We start from the raw sequence: 24,301 nt of genomic DNA on the forward strand, positions 1-24,301 counted from the left end.
ATGTGTCACTATCACCTCATCAGTTGGCGAGAAGCTACTTTACTGGCAAACCAGCCAGATGCTTCTGCTGGCAGGATGAATATTTGAGGAGTAAAACATGCTCGCAAAAACTCGACAACGTTATCGGTTCAGCATTCTTATCTTTTCCTGTGTCACCATGCTGGCACTTATCTTGAGCAGTTGTACGCCAGCAGGCACTGCCAACAGACCATCGGATACCACCTCACCTAATCAGATTACCAATGGAGGCACCTGGATCGATGATCTGGTCAATGAACCGGATTCATTTATTCCTAATGCGACGGTCCAAACCTTCGCACAAATGGTGATGCAGGCCCTCTATGCTCCCCTCTTTGTCGGAGATGCGAAAGGACAGATTCACGAGGGTCTTGCGACCCGTGTTCCTACTGTGGCGAATGGCGATATCAGCCAGGATCAGAAGACATGGACTTTCCATTTACGTCCAAATCTCGTCTGGTCCGATGGCCAACCACTCAACGCGGATGATGTCTACTTTACCTGGCAGCTCTGGAAAAATCCTGCCTTCGCTGCCTCCAATACCTCGATTATTAACCATATTCAGTCCGCGGAGGTCTCATCCGATAAGCTCTCAATCACATTCCATCTCAAAGATGCCTTTGCTCCTTTCCTGACAACCTGGACAGATGGAGGGTATGCTCCATTGCCAAAACATCACTTTGAGAGTATTGCACCGGATCAGATTAAGAAGTCCAGCGATAATCGCTCGCCGAGCGTGGTCAGTGGTCCTTTCACGATGTCTGAAAGTAAACCCGGTGATCACTATACAGTCATACGTAATCCTAAATATTATCGGGCCGCGGAAAAGCTGCCGCACCTGGATAAAGTGGTGTTTCGCGCCGTTGGTAGCCAGGCAACTGTCCTGGAGGATCTGAAATCTGGCGCCATCGATTCAGCCTGGTTCCTGGATGCTTCAAAGATTCCTGCCTATAAGAAGTTGAACAATTATGAATTGTTCCAGACGACCTCGGCTGGTTACGAGGCCATCCACTTTAATGAGAATAATCCCGCGCTTAAAGATGTGAATGTACGGAAAGCTATCGCGATGGCGGTGGACCGACAGCAGTTGATCCAGATTGCTCGTCAGGGGGCCGCCCAACCGATCTGTACGGATCATAGTGCCGCCTATAAGCCTGGTTATCAGGAAGATGCTAAATGTCCAGACTTTAACATCGATGCGGCCAATAAAGTGCTGGATGATGCGGGCTGGAAATTAGGCGCGGATAAGGTGCGCCAGAAAAATGGCTTGCGGCTGGAATTCAAGTATTCGACTACCGCGAATAATGCCTGGCGTGAAGAGGATGAAACGATCAATCAGTCCAATTTCCAAAAAATTGGTGTGAAGGTCAATATCCAGAACTATCCCGCTTCAACGTTCTTCAGCACCTTCCTGGGTGGAGGCAAACCCGGTACCTACGATCTGGCCGAGTGGTCAAGTAGCTATAACTATGATGCCAACGATGCCTCCAATTTTGCCTGTGACCAGGTTGGAAAATCCAACTTTAACTGGTACTGCAATCCTGAACTGGATACATTGTTTGGCAAGGAGCAGCAGACCACCGACGCCAATCAACGCCAGCAGATCTTCAACCAGATTCACGATATCCTGTTGAGAGATTTCCCCACGGCGACGCTGTTCAGTCCCAATGATCTTTCTGTAGCGATCAAGGGCACGCACAACTATCAACCGGGTCCTTTTGTGGCCTCTGAAACCGTCAATATTATGAATTGGTGGTGCGACAACGGAAAATGTCCCGCTAAAGGTTAAATGAGTTGAAAAAGGTTGGGGCGCTCGCCCCAGCCTTCACGCACCGCCGCCGGTGGTAAGAAGGAAGGATAGTGTCTATGGGACAATATCTGATACGACGACTACTACAAGCGATTCCTCTCCTGATATTGACATCAATACTGATGTTTTTATTAATCCATGCCATCCCAGGTGGACCTGAGGCTGTGTATGATAATCCCAACCTGGATGCGGCCGGTCGCCAGGCGCTGCGGGCCAGCTTTGGCCTCAATGATCCTTTGCCAATACAATACATTAAATGGATCGGCAATGCTTTGCATGGAAACTTTGGGAACTCACTCTACACCAGCCAGCCGGTAGGAGAGGTCCTGGCCCAGCGCTTCCCTGCTACCCTGGAATTATTTCTCACTGCGTTTGTGCTGTCTTTACTTATGACGGTTGTGCTGGGTACGGCCTCGGCAGCTTATCAGGGGAAGCCGCTCGATTATACTCTTACCTCACTGGCATATTTCGGGATCTCTATGCCTATCTTTTTGCTGGGACTGTTGATGCAGGATGTGTTTGCCTCCTCCTTGAACTGGCTTCCCCCCTCTGGCACGGCGACGCTGGGCTATACGTTTAGTCCGTTCAATGCTTTTCTGGATCATCTGATGCATCTGGTTATGCCGATGATTGTGCTGGCGGTCACCTTTACGGCGCGTTGGAGTCGCTATCTACGCACGAGTATGATCGATGTGACCAGACAGGACTATATGCGCACAGGCAAGGCAAAGGGGGTGGCCCCTGGACGGCTGCTACTACAGCATGCGCTGCGTAATGCGGTGATCCCGCTGATTACGATTGTGGCGATCGACTTTGGCTCGGTGGCGGGTGGGGCCGCGATTACCGAGGGTGTCTTTGCCTGGCCGGGCATGGGACAACTCTTTATCGATTCGTTGAATCGCCGCGATTATCCTGTCCTGCTGACCGCCTTATTGTTAAGCGCCATCTTCGTCATACTCTTTAATCTGCTTGCCGATATACTCTATGGCGTGATGGACCCACGCATTCGTTATTCGTAAAGGAGGGAGCGTGATGGATACATCCGAACAAGTCCAGGTGCCCGAGGAAGATTTTGAGCTTCCCCACGAATTGACGGCCGAACTGACTCAGAAGAGACGGAGCCAGGGACGGATCATTTTTGATCGCTTTGTCCGCAATAAAGTGGCGACGGCGGGAGCAATCTTTCTAGCAATCCTGGTGCTCTGCTGTCTGCTGATTCCATTCATTCCCGGCCATACAACCCCGGATGCGGTCGGACAAACCAGACCCTTCTCTGGTCTCTCATGGCAGTATCCGTTTGGGTCCGACAATCTGGGACGTGATACGTTTGCCCGTGCGATGATCGGGGGCCGCATCTCGCTATTGGTGGCGCTGAGCTCGATGCTGATCTCAATCCTGCTGGGAACAGTCATCGGCGCGCTGGCCGGTTACTATGGTGGCTGGATCGATAATATTCTCATGCGCTTCACCGATACCATCCTGACGATCCCGCTGTATCTACTCCTCTTTGTACTCTCAGCTACTTTTGCTGATGGGACGCCGGCCAGCGTGATCTTCTTGATCGCGATCTTCGGCTGGACCACGTCGGCTCGCCTGGTACGGGGAGAATTCCTGGCCTTGAAGCAGCGCGAGTTTGTGCAGGCCGCGGCCACGATTGGCGCGCGTGGGATGCGCCTGATGTTCTATCATATTCTGCCCAATGCCGCCGGTCCCATTATTGTTAACGCTACCTTGCTGGTGGGCAGCAACATTATTCTGGAATCGGTCCTGAGCTTTTTCGGCTTTGGCGTCAGTATACCAGTTGCCAGTTGGGGTAGCATGATCAATCAGGGGCGCGACTATTTTGACTCATCGCCACTGTTGATCCTGATTCCAGGCATCTTGATCTTCCTGACCGTCTTAAGCTGTAATCTGGTCGGCGATGGCCTGCGCGATGCGCTGGATCCACAGATGACTGAGCGCTAGCCTCTTACAACCGGCAGGTTTCCCGTGGTGCGCAATGACTCGATAAGGCGAGGAAAGCCCACACGATCACTTAACTGGCGCATACGACGAAAACCTTCGCCATAGATAGGATCAGGGTTGCGCTCTTTGCTGGTACTGTGATATCTGCTCTCTGGCGTATTAGCTTCAACATAATAGCGGTAGGAGAGCAGTTCACAGAAGCCTTCTTCGGCCCAGGGTGGCAGATCATGGGCGCCCGCGACAATCAGCCAGACGTGACCAAGTTCGTGAACCGTCACACCCTGAAAAAGAATGGCCGGCAGTCCTTGCAGAACAGCAATCCCGTTGATCTCGGTACGCACCAGACGGCCATTCTGGGTATACATGGCGCTGGTCGTGGCACCCAGCGAGTGACCAACATTTCCTTCGCGCAAAAGATCAGCAAGATGGGCACGCCCACACAGGTCCAGGCTCAATTTAAGATTGTTATACATCAATCCTTGCGCGTTCATCCAGCGAATAACGTGCGAGAACAAAGGTTTTGCTTCGGAGGAGGTCTCGATAGCCGTACTGCGACAAATGGGGCAACGCACAGCCTGAGCGCCACTTTCCTGCTGCTCGGGAGAGACCAGGCGGCCGCAGTAGGCACAGTGGGCGAACTGCTTTTCATGTTCACGGCAGAATTTCTGTCCCCAATAATCAACCAGATACTCCCCCATCAACGGCTTATCGCAATAGACACAATGGGGAGCAATCTGGCGGCGATAACATTCCACGTGGTAGGGAGAGCCTTGATGAACCTGAAAGCTGGTTCCCTGGATAGCCTGTCCACAGCCGGCGCAGAGGAAATGCTCAGGATGCCAGGTAGCGCCCAGAGCTCTGAGATAGTTGCCCCAGATAGCTTGCCCACAGCCTTTACAGACCGGTTGTACTGTACTCATAATTGTTTGACCCTCCCCACTTATGGATAGTCTGAAGCAGGCGCATCCCGCAAACGAACTCCTTCAAACTATACTATCCGAAGCAGGATTAGATTGTCTGGCGGTAGTAATCGTCACTATTCAGCTGTTTGAAGCCGCACGATGTATATAAGCCTAAAGCATGTGCATTATCTACAGAGACTTCTAAAACTATATTCGACTGACCACGGCGCAAAATTTCTTGGATCGTCCAGTTCAAAATCTGGCGCCCATACCCACGCCCTTGATATTCAGGCAACACACCAAAGCCGGCGATATAAGCTTCTTCAGCATCATAGAGCACATCAATCTTACCAACTATGCTGGCATCAATACTGGCCAGATAATAGGTACGGCTGGAATACTTGATCGCCTCCTCTGAATACCAATCCACACCCTCTACCGGCATCTGAAAAGCGGCCGCGGTAATGGATTTAAGGTCAGGCAGATCTTCAACCCCGGCCTGACGATAATGCATGGATGAGGATGGTAGTGACTCAGGCATTGCCGCCGCCTCCCACTTCATCTTATACTCCGAGTGATCATACTGAGGATGCAAGGCCGCTGCAAAGGCCTGCCCTGAAGCTGATTGATGTTGGACGATAAACAACAAGCTGGGTACATTACGCCGCTGACATTCTTTACGTGCGGCTTCAAGAAGAGTTGTAAAAATACCACGTCGGCGCCATTGTGGAGCAACCATACCGCTAATCTCTGCTTCCTGGGTATTAAAGTGAAAGATGGGGAGATACCCGATCAGCGTCCCATGATCATAATAGAGGAAATCATTGGTCTCCTGCCTGGAGCGCCCTCTCAACGTCGACCAGTTCAACTTAAGATCTAATGCCTCATAGCGATTACATTCCTCGGCCAGTGCTTTGATCGCCGCCAATTCATCCTCTGCCAACCCCTGGGCGGCATAAAAACCGTGTCTCAAGCTCATACGTGTACGTTTTATCCCTTCTTGTTCTCCACCCATCCCTATCTACAATTAATGCTCATCTATATACATTCATAATACAATAAAAGCGTCTAAAAGTACAGAAAACTTATCCTCGACACAGGGCTTTCCCGACTGCTTCACCTGAGGCTGGTGCTGGTCAGCGGGAGCTGAAACACAATATCGATATGTTTCGTTCTATAAGTATTAAGCAAGATAGTATTTTGTGTTTGCCAATCTGAGTGTTTGCCAATCTGCAATCCCAAAAAATATATCTGCTTCCCGAACGTTCCGTGATATACTTACTGGTGAATGGGCACACAATGCAAACACTCACTAAGGATGTGTGGATGTCGCTCACTTGCAGCTAGCTTCGTTACACTATTTGGATCAACCGTAATTGCCGCTCGCTTGCGGTTAGCTTCGTTTATACGATTGTATGGCTGACCCTAAAATACAACCTCCCTATCTAGGAAGCAGGAACAAGATGCTCAATTCAGTGTCACTGAAGGCAGTTAATAGCTCGCGATTTTCACAACGGTTTATCCGTCCACGCTATGATTCCTATTGCTTCTCCAATATCCCTTCGACGATTCAGTTTCTGCTCACAGGTAACGGCCAAAGCACACTGCCACTCGATGTGTTTGGAGATCTACCCACACGGTATGATACGGTGGTGTTGTTTTTCATCGATGCTTTTGGCTGGCGCTTCTTTGAGAAATATGCGAAGAAGTATGAGTTTCTCAAGACGATCGTCGACGAGGGGGTGGTCTCAAAGCTAACCTCACAGTTTCCTTCTACGACTGCGGCCCACGTGACCTGTATCCATACGGGTCTCAATGTAGGTCAGAGCGGCGTCTACGAATGGAGCTACTATGAGCCGCTGGTCAATGATATTATCTCACCACTGACCTTTTCGTTTGCCGGCGATAAATTTGCCCGCGACACAATTAAACACTCGGGCATTGCGCCCACGGAATTTTTCCCGCGCAAAACTTTCTATCAGACGCTGGCGGAGCAGGGTATCGATTCACATATCCTGCAATATCAGGCCTATACGCCCTCAACCTACTCGGACATTGTCTTTCGCGGAGCGGAGGTCCATCCCTATCGGGTTATTTCAGAGGCCTTCACCGATTTAAGTACCATGCTCAAAACTCCAAAGAAACGGCCAAACTACTATTTCCTCTATTTTGATCGTATCGATACAACCTGCCATAATTATGGTCCTTCGTCGAAACAGTTGGATGAAGCGGTCGATTCCTGCTTCAAACAAATGGATGAGCTTTTCCTGAAGGCTACACGCAATAAAGCAGGCAAGACACTGTTCATGATGACTGCTGATCATGGACAAGTGGAGGTAAGTCCTTATAATACCTATTATCTGAATCAGCAGATGCCGATCATCAATCGCTATTTAAAGACCAATAGCCATGGTCGCGTCCTGGCTCCGGCGGGTTCAGCTCGGGATATGTTCTTGCATATTAAAGAGGAGTATTTGACGACTACGGTGGCAGAATTAAAGCAACGTCTGGTCAATCGGGCAGAGGTGTATCTGACCAGAGAACTACTGGCACAGAATTTCTTTGGCCTGGAGGCTCCTTCACGGACCTTTTTGGATCGCGTCGGGAATGTGGTGATCCTGCCTTATAAGCGTGAGACGGTCTGGTGGTATGAGGAAAACAAGTTTAACATGCACTTTCAGGGTCACCATGGCGGTCTGACACCTGAAGAGATGGAGATACCACTTTTGTTGCTAAATCTTTGATAGGCAACAAAAGTGGTATCTCTGCGTATTATACTGCTATTAAATTAATGTAGCACCTATTCGTAGCGCAACACCTCCAGAGGACGAACACGCACTGCTCCCCAGGCGACAAAGACCGCGATCACCATCGACAATACCACCGAGCCGAGCACCAGTCCCAGCACGATAGGAGTATCAACGGCAAAGTCCGCGCTAAAGACCTGTTTGCCAAGGATCCAGGTGACCAGCGAGGCCAGAGATATTGCAACCAGGGCTCCAAGTCCCCCAACCAGTCCATTTTCGAGCATGACTTCGCTCAAAATCGTACCACTGGTATAGCCTACGGACTTCAGGATGCCGAGTTCGCGACGGCGCTCTAACATGGCTAGGGCGACCGCGTTAGCGATAATAATCAGTCCTGCCAGTAATGTCAACGAGGCAATAGTGGTCAGGGTCAACAGGATATCATTCAAGAGCTGATTGATAAAGTCTGTCAGGCTGGCCAGATTCAAGAGAAATGCCTTGGGAACCGTCTGCCCAATGAGATCTACCGCGCTATTCAGTTTGATTGGATCCACCTTCATGTAGAAAGCCGTCTGCGACAAGCCTGAAGGTGAAAGCGCTTTAACCGTATCGGTAGTACTAAGGATCGGCTCCAGATTTGAACCCAGGGTTTTGGCATCATAAAATCCAACGACGGTGATAGTCTTGCGGCTCACCTGATCTACACCAAGTAGCGTAATCTTATCGCCAACCTTTAACTTTATGCCTTGCACCTCCGCCAGAGAAGAGAGTACCAGCACATTATTGGTGCCCGCATCCCCACTGGTAAGGTTACGACCGGCCTTGATCTCCACCAAGTTAAGCGATGGCAACTGATTGTTACCAACATCATAACCTTCAACTCCATTCAGGGAGGAGTTTATCTGGCGCCGTACCTGCGTTGCGTTATTGCCACTAACATAGGTCTGAAGCGGTTGACCCTTAATGGCGACAGGGACCGTCGAGGCCAGATCCCGCTGCTGATACGCACCAAGACCAGGAACACGAGGCAGCAAATCGTGCAATTTCTGGCTATCATCGTTTGAGGTAATCACATACACATTATAATTGAGGGTATGCGAAATCACATCATTGACCTGGGTGCGCAAATTTTGGCCCAGCGCCAGAATCAGGCCAATCGTGAAGATACCAACAAAGAGTGCCAGCATCGTCGTCGTGGTGCGTGTCCGCTGCCGTCCCAGATTTCGCAGGGCCATCTTGGCCGTTGCCTTCATACTGCGTGGCACGAACATCACCAGGAGTCCCAGCAATGCAAAACCCAGGAAGATCAGGCCATACGGTGCAGCCACGCGATAGAGTCCATAGGCCACCGCAGCCACTACCACGACCAGTAATAGATGCCAGAAGCTAAAACGTTCCGGCACGGGTAGTCGACTGACCAGCAGGACCAGCAAACTCAGGAACAGGCTGAGCAGGCCCAGGAAGATGAAGATGCCATATACTGAGATCGCACCCAGTCGAATATCGCCATTGAGAATTACAATGGAGAGCACGCAGAACAAGATGGAGAGCACAATTAACAGGAGACCGGTCAGGATGATGCTGCCAGCCCGGCGACCTTCGGGCAACTCACGAATGACATTGAGCGGACGAATATTGGCTGCCTGGACAATGGGCAATAGGCCAAAGATCAATGCGGTTGCCACACCAATGACGATACCGCCGAAAAAGGTAAACCAGCTAAAGACAAAGGGCACGTTCAAGCCAAAGTTCTGCTCGACCAGGTTGCGTACCAGATAACTGATGCCAGTGGCAGCCAGGGCTCCAAGCACACCTCCAAGTAATCCAAGCAGGCCCGCCTCCAGGCCAAACAGCAGGTAGAGGTCAAAACGTCGGTAGCCGGTGGTCTTGAGCATCGCAATCTCGGTACGTCGACGCGACAACAGGACCTGCATCGTGTTGACGATACCTACGCCACCAATCAGCAAGGCTAGCAGACCAGCAATCTCCAGAAACTTCTGAATATTATCGATAACGCGTTGCTGCTGCTTGAGCACGTCATCCGCCGTCTGCGTGGTTGCAATCGGGAACTGCTGCTGGATCTTTTTGGCCGCGCTATCAACTTTCGCGGACTCGGCCGTCACATCTACGGTATCATAGGTGATCGCCTGTTTGGGGGCCGCCGCTTTATAATCATTAATAGAGAGCAGAACAACACTACCAGACTGCGCCAGCACACCTGTCTCTGTCGCAATACCAGCAATTTTGCCATGGATAACCCTGCCACCCTGTCCGGTCAGACTACCATTACGGCTGATACCACTGCCAATGGTAATATCAAAGGGATCGCCCAGTTTCTTTTTATACTGATCAATAAAGGCCTGGGTCACCACCACCCCATTATTCTTCACCAGATCCATCAGGTTACCCCGATTGGGGCTGGTAAAGGTTGGTGGCGTGACAGTATCGGCAGGATAATGTGTTGGATCAACCACACGAATACTAAAGGTCTGGCGCTTTGAGGCCTGGGCTCCGGTTGAGCCCTGTGTGGTAATCACAGGCACATAATCAGTAATGCTGCCATCTTTTTTCAGTGCATCAAAGTGCTTGAGATCATCCTGACTAAAGGGCTGCTGCGAGCGGATCGCGATATCGCCACCGTTTGCATCACGTACATTGCCGTTAAAGGCATTGTTGATCATCAGACCAACCAGTTGCAGAGCCACAATCGCCATCACGCCCACGGCCACACAAAAAATGGCCAGCAGGGTGCGCTGTCCGCCACGAATGAGCGAACGCGAGGTATAGTTAAAATACATTGAGGCTTTCATTATTGTGTGATGCTCCCGCTCGCGACATCAAGCTCCCCGATTAGACCGTCAACGATACGGATCGCATGATCAGCACGCCTGGCCACATTTGGATCATGGGTGGCGATAATAAAGGTTTTGCCGGTCTGGGCGCGCAAATCAGCGATCAGGTTCAGCACATTTTCACCGTTACGAGCATCCAGGTTACCGGTTGGCTCATCGGCGATCACAATCGCGGGATCCGTAGAGAGCGCACGGGCGATCGCCACACGCTGCTGCTCACCTCCCGACAACTGGCTGGGACGGTGGTCCAGGCGGTGCGAAAGACCTACCAATGCCAGCAACTCTTTAGCGCGGGCCGATGGTAGTCCTTTATGTTTACCAACATACAACGGCACCTCAACATTTTCCTGCGCCGTCAGGGTTGGAATTAGATTAAACGCCTGAAAAACCATACCAATCTTCTGATTACGGACGGCGGCCAGTTTCCCCTCACTCATCCGCGCAATATCGATCCCATCCACCAGCACCTGGCCGCTACTAGGATTATCCAGGCCAGCGATGATACCCAGCAAAGTACTTTTACCCGAGCCAGAAGGGCCGACAATCGAGACAAATTCTCCACTGAGAATTTGAAAACTAATACCTTTAAGAATATCTATCCGCTCTCTTCCCAGGGGAAGACTTTTGGTAATATCTCGCACATCCATAACTATTTTGCGCGACGCCACAGAGACCTGCTCTGGCGCCGTCTGTTGTTGAGTGACTATTTCATCCATGGAAGCAACCGCTCTCCTTTTATACAGGATAATAGATTTTGAAACGATATATCTTTTCTATACAAGTGACATTAGCACCCGCGGAATCGGGTCAAGGAGATTTCACCTGTTGAGAGGTAGTCGCCAATGAGTACCGCTTCGTAGCATAGCACGTAAAAAAAGAGATGGGTAGATATTTACTTTTCTTACAGATGCTAGTGGTGCTGCTGCCCAATTGCAGCTTTGATTCTTCTTTTTTGGGAAGGGTCTGGTTGTTCTTTCTGCCGCGTTTGGTTCGCTGCCCCCACACTCGTTCCCTGACGGGAACTTGCTTATTTTATTCTATGCTGCAAAAAATGTGCACAGCACATTTTTTGCAGCATAGAATAAAATAGAGAGATCGTGGTACGACATACTCTTGAATAAAACATTGGAAGCATTTGGTGCGACACACTATCAAATACAATGTTGAAGTTAACCTGGTGCGATGCTCATGGGAATCAAACTCTCACTCAGATAGTGATTGATTCGCATGAAATCCATGACCTGCTTATCGCTTTTTCGCGCCTTTGGCACTCCAACGGTTTTAAGTGTGGTGTCAAAAAATGAGCTTTGCTCATTTTTTGACACCACACTTAAAAGAAGCATGGGTCCTTTAGGGCCCGAGTGCGGTTGGCTGCACGCTCCTCGATGAGAGTGGGAATCAAACCCTCATTCAAGCTGAAGCATAAGTGCAACTGTACTATTCTATATACAGATACGACAGAGCTTTGTATCAGGTTATATTAATGCCATGCGTAACTTCTTTCTCAGATGGATAGCCTGGCATGATGCATGCACTGTGGCGCTCATCCGACGTACGCTCGGTCCACTTCACCCATTTTCCGATCCAAGACCAGATCATCAATCATGATCGCCATGCATAGTACTCTGGTACTCTTCTGCTATCCGTGCTGGAGAGGGATTTGAAGGTAGTTGCGCTGTTGGCTGGAAGGTGTGGCGTCTGCTGGGCCGGGTGAGGCATGGTAACATTGCTAGTAGAATCTCATTAATGCTAAGCCAGTCACAACAATCTTGAAGTATTCACGTATAATATTTGTAGCAATAGTATAGAGCCAGCGTTTACAAGCATGGCCTGGCTGGTTTTCACTATGTTGCATTATGTGTAAAGATGTTTCTTGTATGGCATCTTCACCTGGTTGATGCTCCCTATGCCTTATGCGATAGAGGTAGACGGGTAGGGATTCATAACAGTACTTATGAAGTGCATTTAGGGCTCCTCAGTATGTGTTAGCATGTCCATCCTAAACTGTTCGTCACGTAGCGTTTCCACAGTACTCTTTCTTCTGTATAATATAAATAGAGATTTTATTCCATAGTGACTACGACACAAGTGCCGCAAAGGTCCACAAATATCCTAAAAAACCGCTGTATACGCCCGCGTATGCAGCTATAAATAAATGAACAGGATATGCAACTGTGGTCAACTATGCTATACTGCTCTGAAAAGTGTGGCGCATTCCGTGTTCCTGTCTAGAAATATACTATTGAAGATGCGCCAATGGGAAGAAGATTGGAGCACCATCCAGGCGCTCCCAGGAAAGATTTGAACCCACCCAGTTGAGAGGAAAATATTTATGCGGCGAGGAACAATTGGACTCCTCTTCTTTATTATTTTGTTAGCCGCGGGCGCATCATTTGTCGTCTTCTGGCCCAACTCTGGCTCTGGCAATGGTAAGCCCCTTTACGGTATCAACAATCCTTTTACGACAACCTTAGGGCTGGACCTACAGGGTGGCACCCGTATCCAGCTTGAGCCAGCACCGAACCAGGGTCCGATTACGCACGATAATATGGAGACCACCCGCCAGTTGCTTGAAACCCGTGTCAATGCCACCGGTGTAAAAGAGCCAAGTGTGCGCTTACAAGAGGGCTTTGGCAGCAACACCAGTATCGTGGTTGACATGCCAAAGTTTAGTGGTAACCAGGAAGAGACACTGCGTACCCTGCTAAAAACCGGTAAACTGGAGTTCTGGGATACTGGTACTACGGCTACAGCTCAACAAAATCAGCGACTCGATCCTAAGCAATATGCACAATACAATCCCGGTGGGAAGCCACTCTTCACCGGTAATGATCTGGATCCCAATAGCTTAAGTGTGGGTCAGAACCAGCAGACCAATGCCTACCTGATCCAGTTCCAGATGAAAAATAATGGACCGGCCGCCCGCTTTGGCTCGTTTACCGCCAGTCATGTTGGCCACTATCTGACAGTAACCCTGGATGGAACGGTTGTAACGTCACCAGTTATCAACGGTGCCATCACTGGCCCTGGTACAATTGAAGGTAACTTCACCTTGAACGAGGCCCAGCAGACTGTGAACATTCTTAAGGTTGGCGCGCTGCCGGTTGCTCTGCAAGAGACCAGCGAACAGGTTATCGGTGGTACCCTCGGCGCGGAGACAATTAATCGCAGCCTGCTGGCCGGTGCGATTGGACTCAGCATTGTCGCGCTCTTTATGTTGATCTACTATCGCCTGCCTGGCTTCCTGGCCGACATCGCGTTGATCCTGTATTCCATTCTGACCTTCGCGATCTTTAAACTGATCGGCGTCACGATGTCGCTGGCCGGTATCGCTGGTTTTATCCTGTCAATTGGTATGGCGGTAGACGCAAATGTGCTCATCTTTGAGCGCGTAAAAGAAGAACTACGCGATGGCCGCTTGTTAGAGAACGCTATTGATATTGGTTGGAGACGCGCCTGGCCCTCGATTCGCGACTCAAACATTTCAACGATGATTACCTGCGCCGTCTTGTACGCCTTTGGCAGCAACTTTGGTGCCACAATCATCGTTGGTTTCGCTACCACCCTGTTCCTGGGCGTTATCATTAGTATGTTTACCGCCGTTGTCGTCACGCGCACATTCTTGAATCTGCTAGTGCCGACGGGCGTTATCAATCACCCTGCACTGTTTGGATTACCTGCCGATGCTCTGCCCAGCGCAAAAGTGGCTGCACGGCGCAATAGCACGGTGTAGAGGAGGCAGCAGTGTTAAATCTCGTAAAATATCGCAAACTGTTTCTGTTGATCTCACTGATCGTGATCATTCCAGGTACTATCTCTTTGATCCTTTTCGGGCTAAACGTTGGTATTGATTTCGCTGGTGGCACAACGGTTACGCTACGTCCCCAACATGCAGTTGCCGATGCGGATACCGTACGCAATCTACTCAAGCCATTTAACCTGGAAAGCGAACAGGTCGTACTGGGAACAGATTCTAAAGCAGGAACCAATACCGCCTGGGTACGCCTGGATTCAGAGATTGATAAAACAGGCGTCAAGAAATTTTCAGATGCGCTGGCAAAAAAATATAACCAGACAAATCTGCAAACTGATTTCAATACGATTCCTGATAAAAAACCTTATACGCTGATGGTCTTTTCTCAGTTCAAAAATTTACCAAAAGCTGAGGATATAAAAACAGCATTGAGCGAGATCTCTACCAATAGCGATGCCAGCAAATCAGCCAAAATCCAGGATGTACAGGTTGGCAATAGCAGTCAGACTATCGATATCCTGACCAAGTCTACGATTAGTCGTACTGCGGGTAACGATGCCAATAAGGTCGATCTGAACCAGGTTCAGAATGCTTTCTTGCAGCATGGTGGACCCTACTTCCTGGTCCAGAGTAACTCGCTGGTGGGCGCTTCCGTGGCTGGTCGTACAGTAGAGATGTCGATCCTGGCTGTAATCGCAGCTTCGTTCTTGATCCTACTGTATGTCTGGTTCTCGTTCCGTAAAATCCCACGCGCTCTGCGCTATGGTGTCTGTGCCATCATTGCCCTGCTGCACGACGTACTGGTGGTGCTGGGTGTCTTCTCAATCCTGGGTAAATTCTTCGGGATGCAGATTGATGCTCTGTTTATCACTGCCTTGCTGACGGTTATCGGTTTCTCCGTCCATGATACGATCGTGGTATTTGACCGCGTCCGTGAAAATATGCAGCATCGCACAATTGAAACCTTTGAAGAGGTGGTCAACGCCAGCCTGATCCAGACGCTGGCTCGTTCGTTGAATACTTCGCTGACAGTGCTCTTTACCCTGTTGGCACTGACACTCTTCACGGGTATCGGCACCGATATCCATACCTTTACGTTGACCTTGCTGATTGGTATTTTCAGTGGTACTTACTCCTCGATCTTCAATGCCAGTATGATGCTGGTCATCTGGGAAAAAGGCGAACTGGGTACCAAATACCTGCAACGTAACCGTGATCAGAAACCATACAGCCCGAAGCGCGAGCGCGAGGTTCGTGAACTGGCCCAGACCCGTGGCTAAACTCGCTAGAACTCTATAGCCGCTGTCCTCTCAAGCGCGAGTTCGGCTAGAGCCGATTGACATGTGTGTCCTCTACGATGGACAATGCATGTTAATCGGCTCTTTTTTTTATGGGACCTAAGCGCCGCGCCTGCAGGGCCACCTGATTGTAACGGCAATGTAAATGACAAGCATTGCTAAGTCTGACTATAGAATGGAGTAAGTAAAGGATGTTGACTGCCTTCGATCATATTATTATTGGTGTTAATGATCTGCCAAAAGCTGATCAGATATTTGCTGAGCGTCTGGGACTAATCAGTAGTGGTGGTGGGAATCATCCCAGTGGAGGCACAGCTAATCGCATCATTGTAATTGGCGATACGTATCTGGAGTTGATTGCTGTACGGGCTCAGGATGAGGCTCAACAAAGTATGCTGACACGGCTGGCTCAGGGTGATGGCTATATGAATTTTGTGCTGGCCTCTGATGATATCCAGCACGATAGTCGGGCCATGTTTGAGCGCGGTGTCAAAGTGATAGGACCAAATGAAGGATCATTGAAGAGCGCCAATGGCATCTCCCGGAGCTGGCAACGTACGGATGTTGAAAGGCCTGATCTGACACAACATTATCCATTCATTATCCAGCATGATAGTAGCGGTGAGGAGAGGCAGCGCAGGCTGGCAGGCGGGAATCCTCCTCCAAGCCATCCACTGGGAGCACAAAAGGTCCTTAGCGCAACATTGGCCGTTTCGGATCTGTCAGAGGCCAGCCAGCGCTTCCAGCGTATTTATGGCTTTGCCCCCTCTACACCACGGCAAACAACCGCCTGGGGCGCAGAGGTGGTTAGCTTTGTGCTGTCAGATAAACAACAACGTCTGGAGCTTTCCGCTCCAACGGCAGAGTTGCAGGTCAAGCTTCCAGAAGAAGCCCGACTGGCAACTCATCTACACACCTTTGGAGAAAGTCTGTATCGCATCACACTTGGTGTAAAGCACTTCGCCACGAGCCAGCACTATCTGGACATCCATAAGGTGAGCTACACAATTCTACAGGATGAGCAGCCAACGCTATGGATAGGTCCAGATCAAACCTCTGGCGCGCTAATCGTCTTACAGGAAAGTTAGTTAACGCCATGTGCAAATTTTATCCCTCACACCTCGCGCCCACGGCTCTCGCTTGTTTTGAGGAGGAAAATGGCGCGGCGGTCGCGACCGCCGCGCCATTTTCCTCCTCAAAAGAGTGGGTATGTGGAAAACTTGCACCTGGCGTTAGTTAAATATCCAGCACCTATCAAAAAAGCATAGCAGGCGCTTCGTGGTTAATCATTGAGGGTCACGAAGTGCAGCTTGCGATCAAATACCCGTTCAAAGAGATCGGCCTTTTCTTGCGCATGTTCTAATTCTTCATCGATATCAGCCAATGGGCGCACCCGTAAAGTGATTGTCCAATGCTTATCGGTACAATGTGCAGGATCGGCCGCTACCCCGAGAATACGACCATCATGATTATAATCAAAGGCATCGGCGATGCGCAGCAGGGCGGCCAGGGCCGAGACACGTTTGCGCGAAGAGGCAGAGAGGGCCGCATATTCCTCATGTTCAGCGCTAGGCAAGGCCCGGCGATGATAGCGAGCGATACAGGCAATCTCATGGCGCTGCTTCTCTGAAAAATCGGGCAGCGGTGTGGCATTAATCAAACGGTAGGAATGCTTATGGTGACGACGTGCTTCCACCATCATTCCGGTATTATGTAGTAAAGCTGCACGCTCTAATAAACTCAATGCACGCTTACCATATTTATGTAAAGGCCGAGTTGCTTCAAACAACTGTATGGAGAGATGCATCACTTGTCGAGCATGGGGCCAGTCCTCAACTTGCAAGCCACCACTTAAACGAAGCTCATCCGCTGTCGGTTGATCATGTCTCATCCAACTCAATATTTCAACCGAATCTTGCATTATCATGCGCATTTACCTCCAAAGATACAGTCTATATCCAGGTCTTCCCCATGGACCGCAAAAAGTGCCCCTCATCCTCAACATTCTCATCTTTTCACTCATTACACGAACCGGCTATGACCGCGGTCACTATCTTCTTTTTTATTCATAAAGTCGAAAGATAGCACGACGGCTTTATTGTATTATTAGAAAAACTCTAGCTATGCATCTTTGAGCATATCCAGAACTTGCCGCTTGAAATTCTGCGTTTTGAGTCGATACCAGTGGTCGCGAAACGTTTCGTACTGAGACTCACGTTGCTGCTGCAGTTGGCTTAGCAACAATTCTAATCCTTCTCGCTGCTCAGCATTGAGGGTTGACGAAGGCTGTAGCAAATGTTCAACCAGCGCTGGATTGACCATCAAATGTCCTTTGTCAGCATGCTGAGCAACAGTGGTGAGCGCATGCTCGTAACCCGATCCACTGTCCTGTCCACCCAGACAGAGACGCAGCAAGGCGATCATGACATCATCATCGTGTAATGAGCCCAATTCTTCTTGGATTTGTTCTACTTCTTTGAGAATTTTTCCACTATCTGCGGGGAATGCTTCTGAAAAGATCTCCAGGGTATAGCGCAAACGCTTGGAGGCGATGCGCAGATTATGCAAATTCAGTACTTCATAGGGATTATCCACATAGGAATCCCAACTGTACATTTCTTCCAGACGTATTCTGGCAATTTTGCGCGCGCTCACTCCGACAGGAGATTGCATATCCAGGCCTGTGACAGTTTTTGCTTTTGCCATCGTTATGCCTCCTCTGCTGGTAAGCACGCATCAAGCTCTTGCAGAAATGCTTCATAATCGAGATTCTGCAAATACTTCTCCAATTGTCTCTGATGTTGCTGACGATAACTATCTAATTGTTCAATCAGCCAGTTACAGCCAGCCTGCTCAGCTGAAGAACCCTTTGCCCCTTGCCGGCGTATGTTTTCGATCATTACATCTGTATCACGTGCCAGACCCAACATATCGGCAGTATTTTTTACCTGACGATAGACAGCTTTGAAACGTTTAGGATCACAGATGGCCTGATAGGCATCCATAACCGCCCGCAATCGGCGCGAGGCCACGCGCATTTTATGGACCGCTTCGATATCCTCATGGCGCAGAACCTCTTCGTGCCAGCTGATCATGATCTCAGCCCGCTCACGAAACATCCTGCGACCAGCTTCACCAAAGGTTTCTTGCTTCAGCGTTGGGGCGAAATCCGCCACACTATCCTTGATCAGCTGCTGAGAAGACTGTGACCCTTGCCTGGCTTGCTGTTCCGCACGCTGTAGCCATTGGTCTCCATTGCGGGCATAAGCCAGCGCCAGCCCTTCACGAATACCCAGGGTACTGATTTGCAGCTCTTTCAATTTAAAAGTCTCAAGCACAGCACTCAGGATCAAGGCACCCGCTGAAATAATACGAGCACGTTTGACATCCAGTTGATAACGCTCAGCGATCTCTTCAGCAGACAATGCCCAGAGTAATCCCTGACAGCGTAACAGGTCATCATACGTGAGTGTGGCGCGCTGCGGGTCCAGCCTGAAGGCTCGCTGGGAGAGCAGGAGCAATGAGTTTGCACTGCCACCCGTAGCCAGGAGAAAGGGAGGAAAAGACTTGATGTTTAGCCCTCCAAGGTAGGTACGCAGGAATGCACGCGCCGTCATCGCATCGGCCTCGCTTGGCGGATCAGATAGATAACGGTCATGCAGCCAACCAGAACCAATGGGTAAAGATGTATGCCAGGAGATATCCAGATTCTGGGCAAACACCAGTTCAGTGCTACCACCACCCATATCCATCACGGCAATCCGCTCCGGCGGCTCTGCCTGCTTACTTATCTCATAAGTAGCCCCATAGAATGTGAGCGTTGCTTCGACATCACCACCAATACAGTGAACATCAATACCAGTCTGCTCTTTAATTGTTTGCAAAAAAGCATCTCTATTGGTAGCTTTGCGAATCGCTTCAGTGGCAATAGCCAGTACAGCATCTGCGGAATGCTTTTCAGCTAAAGATTGAAAATTCTTTAACACTGAGAGAGCATGTTCCTGCTTTTCAGTAGAAATAGCCCCCGTAGCATTAACGCTTTCACCAATACGGACCAATGCTTCATCAGCATCAAGAATCTGGAACTCAGAGGGAGAGCAGCGGGCAATCACAACACGCAGCGTATTACTACCAATATCAATTGCAGCACATATAGTTGCGGTTCGTTCTTGCATAAAAGGCTCCACATTTCTAGCATCCAATAGAATATGTATGCATCAATTCATAGTATATCGAGCAAACAGTATTCTAAGCACACAACGACCCAGGCTAATTCCTTGGGGAAACATCAATGCTATTATAACATGAATCTGGCTTTTCTATAATGTTGAGTTTATGTAAATGTAAAGAAAATCGATTCAGGATGTCCAGACCATAGCAGCAAAAGCAAGCTGATCTGAAATACGTCAGCTAAAAATTATAGAGCTAAAACTATTGACAGTACGAGCAAGATCCTGTAAGATATACCCATCCTAAGCCGAAGTGGTGAAATTGGTAGACACGCAACGTTCAGGGCGTTGTGCTCGAAAGGGCATGGGGGTTCGAGTCCCCCCTTCGGCACCATAGCCGCCTTCCATTGATTTCCAGTGGAAGGCGGTTTTGTGTTCCCTGCCAGTATGTCCGCAGATGTTCAAGCTATCACCATAAAAGAGCAGGTTGGCCAGAAAAATGCCAGCAACATCCAACTCTTGTGGCGAGCGTTGGAAAAGAGAGTAAAAAAAGAGGATAATGCATGAAATATCTCATTGACAAGGAGAGGGAAATCCTGTAAGATATATCCATTCCAAGCCGAAGTGGTGAAATTGGTAGACACGCAACGTTCAGGGCGTTGTGCTCGAAAGGGCATGGGGGTTCGAGTCCCCCCTTCGGCACCCATGGCCGCCTTCCATTGATTTCCAGTGGAAGGCGGTTTTGTTTTTAGCGCCGGCCAGAAAAGATCTGCCAGATGATGCGCATGTCACCAGGAGTGAGCGGCGTATCAGTAGGAATAACCTCCTGCCAATCTTGATCTGAGAGGCCGGCTACCCACTCACGAACCATATCATAGCTGACCGGCTCAAGGATCATGCGCTGCTGCCAGAGAAATGCCATACGATTGGCGACAATGCGTGGTACACCAACCATACGTAACCAGATCGCATCCTTCTGGCGCACCCCAAAAAAGATCATCGATGGTACATAGCCTACTTCATTCCAATTAATCGGCTCATCCTGGGCCAGACTGACCGTTTGCAATGCACTGATACCCCAGGAGGCTCGATTTAAAATGGAGAAGAGATAGTTGGAGAAATCCGCTACCTGCTTATCTTTGTCCCGCACATAACCACCATAGCGCTTCGCCATCTCCTCAACGGTCTCCCCATTCACCCAATCACGCAGTATTTCCGCGGTCCGTCTCACCTCGAAGCGCTGATCCACCTGCTCAAAATCAATCTCAGGCAACGCGGCCACCACACGTAGACGTTCAATCAAGGGTTCTAGATTTTCACCAAACAAACGTTCAGGCAGCCAGTTCTCAATCTGGGAAAGCTCCAGGCTTTGCCCTCTCTGGTGAAGCAAGGAGAGGACGCTAGGGGTAGCAAAACCGGTACGATCGGCGAGCTTGAGAATATTGCGATGCTGAACTGTTTGCTCCATATAGGACTGGCAGATATGCACCAGGCGCTGCGCGGCATCATGATCTTGCTTCTGAATCTGATGATAGATCAAACTATCTTGCAAGATATCTTCTACCTCTACAGCCAGATTCGCATTGCCTGCGACACGCATGGCATGGGCGAGAAATTGCAATAATGGTGAGAGCTGTGGATGTTCGCGTAAGGATTGCAGGTTGAACTCGGTACTGACAGTCTCAGCGCGCTCAATCAGTTCTACTAGCTGGCTGGCGATCTCCTGGGCATCAGATTTTAGGAACTCGGTTACCTCGTCGCGCTTGCTTTTTTCAGGCGCGGGAAAAATAACCACACCTAAAGAATCCACCAGCGTACGACCAGCCCGACCGGCTACATTCCAGAAATCCTGAAAAGTCAGTTTGGCCGAGCGACCTTTGCCGAGCGTCTCGATAATCACGGTGGTAATGGGAAAATTAATGCCCTGTGCCAGCGTGGTCGTACCACAAACAATCGAGACAATACCATCTCGAATGAGCACTTCTAGCAGCCAGCGTGTCTCATGCGACAGGCCACGGTGATGATAGGCTACACCATGGCGCAAACACCAGACCAGTTCACAGTTGTAGCCCAGTTCAGCTTCTATGTAATGGCAGACTGCATCCAGCACCTCACCGCTAGCCAGCAACGGTCGCTCTTCGGCTATTTGCCTGGCACGCTTGGCCGCTGTACCGGGGCCTTTACACAGAATCAGGATGGAGCCACGTTTGATCAAGGCATGGATCGTTGCTTTTGAGAGTGCATAAATTGTTGAGAGACGAGCCGGACAGTCTCCAATCACAATCTTCATATCTGCCTGCACATCCATGGCATGGGCGGATTGGCACGTCTCAAATTCCAGGTTCCATGCCTCCATATCTTTCCTGGATTGTACGGTTCCAACCAATTTGCGATTAGGCTTCCAATCGATTGAGATCGGTGGCAATGCCTGCCCATCGCCCAACCACTGCATCAGATCCTGAGGATTCGGGAGAAATGGGGACAATAATAAAAAGCGAGCGGTCGCAAAATCGCGCTTGATTGTGCCAAGTAATAGTTCAAGCCGCGCGCCACGCCTCTCATCATTGATGTTGTGAGCCTCGTCCGCGACTACCAGAATAATGTGATTGACAACAGGATGCTCGCGCCGTACCAGCAGGTCCAGTTTCTCTGGCGTGGTCACCAGAACATCAATATGGCTGTTCAACAAACGCTCTTCGGCTGGATCTAATTCAAAGACCGGTACAGCTTGCTCAACCACTAGTAACTGCCGGAAATCCATCCGTAGATCACTGGTTACTTGATTAACTAATGCGCGCGTTGGAACCACATAGACGATTAAACCATGAGGATTCAATGCCTTTGTCTGGACGATGGCAAATTTGGCCAATAATGTCTTGCCGGCGCTGGTCGGCATTTCTACTAAAATCGCCCGTTGATATGCATCCAGCACATGACGCCGGAAAGCCTCTTGTTGACTGGGCCACAATTCAATCACAGGCTGATCTCGGGCCGCTGAGGTGAGTAGCCGCACATATTGCTGTACATGTGCCCCTAGATGGCTCACATGCGTCCAGATCGCATTGTGGGTTAACTCACAGCAACCAGCCCATAGGAGATCCGCCAGATGTGCCACATCGGCCAGTTGCTCCTCTTCCAATACATTCAGGGCTCGCATGTAGTAATTGTTGAGCTGATCCAATACTTCTTCATAATCAGGCGAACCGGATTGTAAGTATTCTCCAGTCACGATTATCAATTGGGCCAGGTAATAAAGGCCAGTCAATTCCAGGGCTGCCAGCGATTGGCGCACAGGATCGCGCAGACTCTTTAGATATGCTCCCTCATAATGCTGCTGCATCGCTCGCAACTCTTTTATGCTCTGGATGGCCTGCTGGATATCATCCCAACCATTATCCTTGCGTACAAGCCGTACAAAGGCACTAAAAATATGCAGGGCCACATGCTCACTCCAGCCACTCTCTACAGCAGAAGAAGTCGAGAGCTGGAACTTCTTGAGATCCAGGCGTGTTTCAGCTGTGCGCGATCCCAGCAATCCAGCAATACTTAGCCGGAAAGCCAGGGTCAGTTCAGCCGACAAAAGATCATCTGCCGGATTAGCAACGAGCAGGGCAAGTCCCTGTGCCGAAACCGTTGATGAAGAAGCATTTTCATGTGGAAGGAAGACCAGCGCCCTCCAACAGGTATAGGCTGTTTGAAAACAAGCCTGGATCTCTTCCTTAAGGACAGGTGCGCGCTCCAAAATGGCTCGTTTCACTAAGCGCAGTCCCTGACGCTCATAAATCAGGCCATAACGCGAGAGACGCTCAGGGTGTGGTTGCTCAAGCGCATCACTATATTCGCTTGCTAACATACTAACCAGAGTCACGTTGTCCGCGTTTTGTATATATGCAGGCACCTTTAAATCATTAAGGGCATTTTTCAATATAGAGCCATTCAAGCTGACACCTCTATATTCTGGATGACGTCATACCATTCTTTAACAATCACATCTACATTATTGGGTACACAAGCAATAAGAAAGCGAATGTCAGCAGGACCATATTGAACGGGCTGGGCACGGAAACTGCCAAAGTCGGCTTTGGTATATTTAGATTTGGGTCGTACAAGTACATTACACACAACTATACGGAGCTTATCAAACTGGTTCTCTTCCAGATAGATAGCTGCGGCCATTAATAACTCTGCCACCTCTTCGTCCCGTGTCCGCAGCGCGGTACGCCAGATTTTATCCTTAGTTGCCTCTGCTAGATGCTCCAAATGATAACGATGTTGCTTGCTTAAACAATCTTCATTATAATCAACCACGCGTGGAGGCGAGGGCTTCTCATCAGAAACTTTCACCTCACACAATACTAACGTGAGCACATCACCCATTTCGATGCCGATTGCATCGATACCTCGTCCAGGAGTATCTCTCAGTTCACGCGAAAAAATGCTTTTGGATCCGAATAACGTTTTATATTCTTTCTCTAATAACATATAACAGAGTAATTCGCCAAAATCGCTGCGCACAACATTGAAATTTCCTTTTTTGTAGCCTGGGATACTGGCTTTGCGTACATATTTTTGGATGCTGGTAACATCCAGTACGCTCTCATCAGTAGTGAGCTTGATTTTTTTTAATGGAGCTTCATGATGGGTCAGTAACTTTACATATTCTTCTGCAATGGGGTACAACCACTCTTTATCTTCTTCAACTTCAGGTTCATAAACGCGATAATGATGAACATCACTGTCAAAATTGTCAGTCTGTACAAAAGGCGCTGTCATAGCAAGCATCCAT

General features: G+C 49.4%; 17 protein-coding genes and 2 tRNA genes. 9 read left to right on the forward strand and 10 right to left on the reverse strand.

All coding sequences use genetic code 11. From position 1 onward, the window contains the following. The first annotated feature begins 97 nt into the window (after window positions 1–97). The 3 genes from EL633_RS04865 to EL633_RS04875 all read left to right on the forward strand — a co-directional run bounded on the left by EL633_RS04865 (window position 98) and on the right by EL633_RS04875 (window position 3,793). Window positions 98–1,807, forward strand: a complete 1,710-nt coding sequence (locus tag EL633_RS04865; protein ID WP_126626112.1) for an ABC transporter substrate-binding protein — start codon at window positions 98–100, stop codon at window positions 1,805–1,807. A gap of 77 nt (window positions 1,808–1,884) precedes the next feature. Beyond that, window positions 1,885–2,847 carry an ABC transporter permease gene (locus EL633_RS04870; protein ID WP_126626113.1) on the forward strand — a complete coding sequence of 321 codons (963 nt, stop codon included), beginning with the start codon at window positions 1,885–1,887 and terminating at the stop codon, window positions 2,845–2,847. Between the two features lie 13 nt (window positions 2,848–2,860). Further along, window positions 2,861–3,793: an ABC transporter permease gene (locus tag EL633_RS04875; protein WP_126626114.1), complete on the forward strand. Its 933-nt coding sequence runs from the start codon at window positions 2,861–2,863 to the stop codon at window positions 3,791–3,793. Here EL633_RS04875 and EL633_RS04880 read toward each other — a convergent pair. Together EL633_RS04880 and EL633_RS04885 are read right to left on the reverse strand one after the other, a co-directional pair. Continuing rightward, window positions 3,790–4,713: a protein DA1 gene (locus EL633_RS04880; protein ID WP_126626115.1), complete on the reverse strand. Its 924-nt coding sequence runs from the start codon at window positions 4,711–4,713 to the stop codon at window positions 3,790–3,792. The two genes, EL633_RS04875 and EL633_RS04880, sit on opposite strands and share 4 nt — an antisense overlap. An 88-nt stretch (window positions 4,714–4,801) precedes the next feature. Further along, entirely contained in the window at window positions 4,802–5,674 is an 873-nt protein-coding gene (locus EL633_RS04885; RefSeq protein WP_161981953.1) for a GNAT family N-acetyltransferase, read from the reverse strand. A 484-nt stretch (window positions 5,675–6,158) separates the two neighbouring features. Between EL633_RS04885 and EL633_RS04890 the strand changes: the two genes are divergently transcribed. Beyond that, window positions 6,159–7,439 carry an alkaline phosphatase family protein gene (locus EL633_RS04890; RefSeq protein ID WP_161981954.1) on the forward strand — a complete coding sequence of 427 codons (1,281 nt, stop codon included), beginning with the start codon at window positions 6,159–6,161 and terminating at the stop codon, window positions 7,437–7,439. A gap of 56 nt (window positions 7,440–7,495) precedes the next feature. On the opposite strand, the gene EL633_RS04895 is transcribed toward EL633_RS04890, so the two are convergent. The 3 genes from EL633_RS04895 to EL633_RS38080 all read right to left on the reverse strand — a co-directional run bounded on the left by EL633_RS04895 (window position 7,496) and on the right by EL633_RS38080 (window position 12,209). Then, the gene (locus tag EL633_RS04895) at window positions 7,496–10,252 is read right to left on the reverse strand and encodes an ABC transporter permease (protein ID WP_126626118.1); all 2,757 of its coding nucleotides are present in this window, start codon (window positions 10,250–10,252) and stop codon (window positions 7,496–7,498) included. After that, window positions 10,252–10,941: an ABC transporter ATP-binding protein gene (locus EL633_RS04900; protein ID WP_371865554.1), complete on the reverse strand. Its 690-nt coding sequence runs from the start codon at window positions 10,939–10,941 to the stop codon at window positions 10,252–10,254. Before EL633_RS04900 ends, EL633_RS04895 begins: the two co-directional genes overlap by 1 nt. Before the next feature lie 1,082 nt (window positions 10,942–12,023). Continuing rightward, window positions 12,024–12,209, reverse strand: a complete 186-nt coding sequence (locus EL633_RS38080) for a sigma factor (protein WP_126629342.1) — start codon at window positions 12,207–12,209, stop codon at window positions 12,024–12,026. Window positions 12,210–12,626: 417 nt separating this feature from the next. Here EL633_RS38080 and secD point away from each other — a divergent pair, with 417 nt between their 5' ends. The 3 genes from secD (at window position 12,627) to EL633_RS04925 (ending at window position 16,434) form a co-directional block, all read left to right on the forward strand. Beyond that, entirely contained in the window at window positions 12,627–14,027 is a 1,401-nt protein-coding gene (gene secD, locus EL633_RS04910; RefSeq protein ID WP_126626120.1) for a protein translocase subunit SecD, read from the forward strand. Window positions 14,028–14,038: 11 nt separating this feature from the next. Continuing rightward, complete coding sequence (gene secF, locus EL633_RS04920) at window positions 14,039–15,328, forward strand: protein translocase subunit SecF (protein WP_161981955.1); 1,290 nt, start codon at window positions 14,039–14,041, stop codon at window positions 15,326–15,328. Between the two features lie 209 nt (window positions 15,329–15,537). Beyond that, the gene (locus tag EL633_RS04925) at window positions 15,538–16,434 is read left to right on the forward strand and encodes a VOC family protein (protein WP_126626121.1); all 897 of its coding nucleotides are present in this window, start codon (window positions 15,538–15,540) and stop codon (window positions 16,432–16,434) included. A gap of 194 nt (window positions 16,435–16,628) precedes the next feature. On the opposite strand, the gene EL633_RS04930 is transcribed toward EL633_RS04925, so the two are convergent. The 3 genes from EL633_RS04930 to EL633_RS04940 form a co-directional block, all read right to left on the reverse strand. After that, window positions 16,629–17,273, reverse strand: coding sequence for an HD domain-containing protein (locus EL633_RS04930; RefSeq protein WP_161981956.1), 645 nt, complete (start codon window positions 17,271–17,273; stop codon window positions 16,629–16,631). A gap of 194 nt (window positions 17,274–17,467) precedes the next feature. Continuing rightward, a complete protein-coding gene (locus EL633_RS37785) occupies window positions 17,468–18,052 on the reverse strand; it encodes a CHAD domain-containing protein (RefSeq protein WP_126626123.1) in 585 nt (194 codons plus the stop codon). A 2-nt stretch (window positions 18,053–18,054) separates the two neighbouring features. Next, window positions 18,055–19,521: a Ppx/GppA phosphatase family protein gene (locus EL633_RS04940; protein WP_126626124.1), complete on the reverse strand. Its 1,467-nt coding sequence runs from the start codon at window positions 19,519–19,521 to the stop codon at window positions 18,055–18,057. Between the two features lie 301 nt (window positions 19,522–19,822). On the opposite strand from EL633_RS04940, the gene EL633_RS04945 reads away from it, so the two are divergent. After that, window positions 19,823–19,909: transfer RNA gene (locus EL633_RS04945), tRNA-Leu, on the forward strand. 224 nt (window positions 19,910–20,133) lie between these two features. Continuing rightward, window positions 20,134–20,217 (forward strand) — tRNA-Leu (locus tag EL633_RS04950). Window positions 20,218–20,263: 46 nt separating this feature from the next. On the opposite strand, the gene EL633_RS04955 is transcribed toward EL633_RS04950, so the two are convergent. Next, entirely contained in the window at window positions 20,264–23,455 is a 3,192-nt protein-coding gene (locus EL633_RS04955; RefSeq protein WP_126626125.1) for a DEAD/DEAH box helicase, read from the reverse strand. Continuing rightward, window positions 23,452–24,288 carry a Hachiman antiphage defense system protein HamA gene (locus EL633_RS04960; protein WP_126626126.1) on the reverse strand — a complete coding sequence of 279 codons (837 nt, stop codon included), beginning with the start codon at window positions 24,286–24,288 and terminating at the stop codon, window positions 23,452–23,454. The genes EL633_RS04955 and EL633_RS04960 overlap by 4 nt, the downstream gene beginning before the upstream one ends. Between the last annotated feature and the right edge of the window lie 13 nt (window positions 24,289–24,301).

This window comes from Dictyobacter alpinus (genome assembly GCF_003967575.1).
In the GTDB taxonomy this organism is placed as follows: domain Bacteria; phylum Chloroflexota; class Ktedonobacteria; order Ktedonobacterales; family Ktedonobacteraceae; genus Dictyobacter; species Dictyobacter alpinus.

Bases quoted from the DNA above. Each gene is read 5' to 3' on its own strand.
- EL633_RS04865 (WP_126626112.1), top strand. From the start codon at position 98: ATGCTCGCAAAAACTCGACAACGTTATCGGTTCAGCATTCTTATCTTT.
- EL633_RS04870 (WP_126626113.1), top strand. From the start codon at position 1,885: ATGGGACAATATCTGATACGACGACTACTACAAGCGATTCCTCTCCTG.
- EL633_RS04875 (WP_126626114.1), top strand. From the start codon at position 2,861: ATGGATACATCCGAACAAGTCCAGGTGCCCGAGGAAGATTTTGAGCTT.
- EL633_RS04880 (WP_126626115.1), bottom strand. From the start codon at position 4,713: ATGAGTACAGTACAACCGGTCTGTAAAGGCTGTGGGCAAGCTATCTGG.
- EL633_RS04885 (WP_161981953.1), bottom strand. From the start codon at position 5,674: ATGAGCTTGAGACACGGTTTTTATGCCGCCCAGGGGTTGGCAGAGGAT.
- EL633_RS04890 (WP_161981954.1), top strand. From the start codon at position 6,159: ATGCTCAATTCAGTGTCACTGAAGGCAGTTAATAGCTCGCGATTTTCA.
- EL633_RS04895 (WP_126626118.1), bottom strand. From the start codon at position 10,252: ATGAAAGCCTCAATGTATTTTAACTATACCTCGCGTTCGCTCATTCGT.
- EL633_RS04900 (WP_371865554.1), bottom strand. From the start codon at position 10,941: ATGGATGTGCGAGATATTACCAAAAGTCTTCCCCTGGGAAGAGAGCGG.
- secD (WP_126626120.1), top strand. From the start codon at position 12,627: ATGCGGCGAGGAACAATTGGACTCCTCTTCTTTATTATTTTGTTAGCC.
- EL633_RS04925 (WP_126626121.1), top strand. From the start codon at position 15,538: ATGTTGACTGCCTTCGATCATATTATTATTGGTGTTAATGATCTGCCA.
- EL633_RS04930 (WP_161981956.1), bottom strand. From the start codon at position 17,273: ATGATAATGCAAGATTCGGTTGAAATATTGAGTTGGATGAGACATGAT.
- EL633_RS37785 (WP_126626123.1), bottom strand. From the start codon at position 18,052: ATGGCAAAAGCAAAAACTGTCACAGGCCTGGATATGCAATCTCCTGTC.
- EL633_RS04940 (WP_126626124.1), bottom strand. From the start codon at position 19,521: ATGCAAGAACGAACCGCAACTATATGTGCTGCAATTGATATTGGTAGT.
- EL633_RS04960 (WP_126626126.1), bottom strand. From the start codon at position 24,288: ATGACAGCGCCTTTTGTACAGACTGACAATTTTGACAGTGATGTTCAT.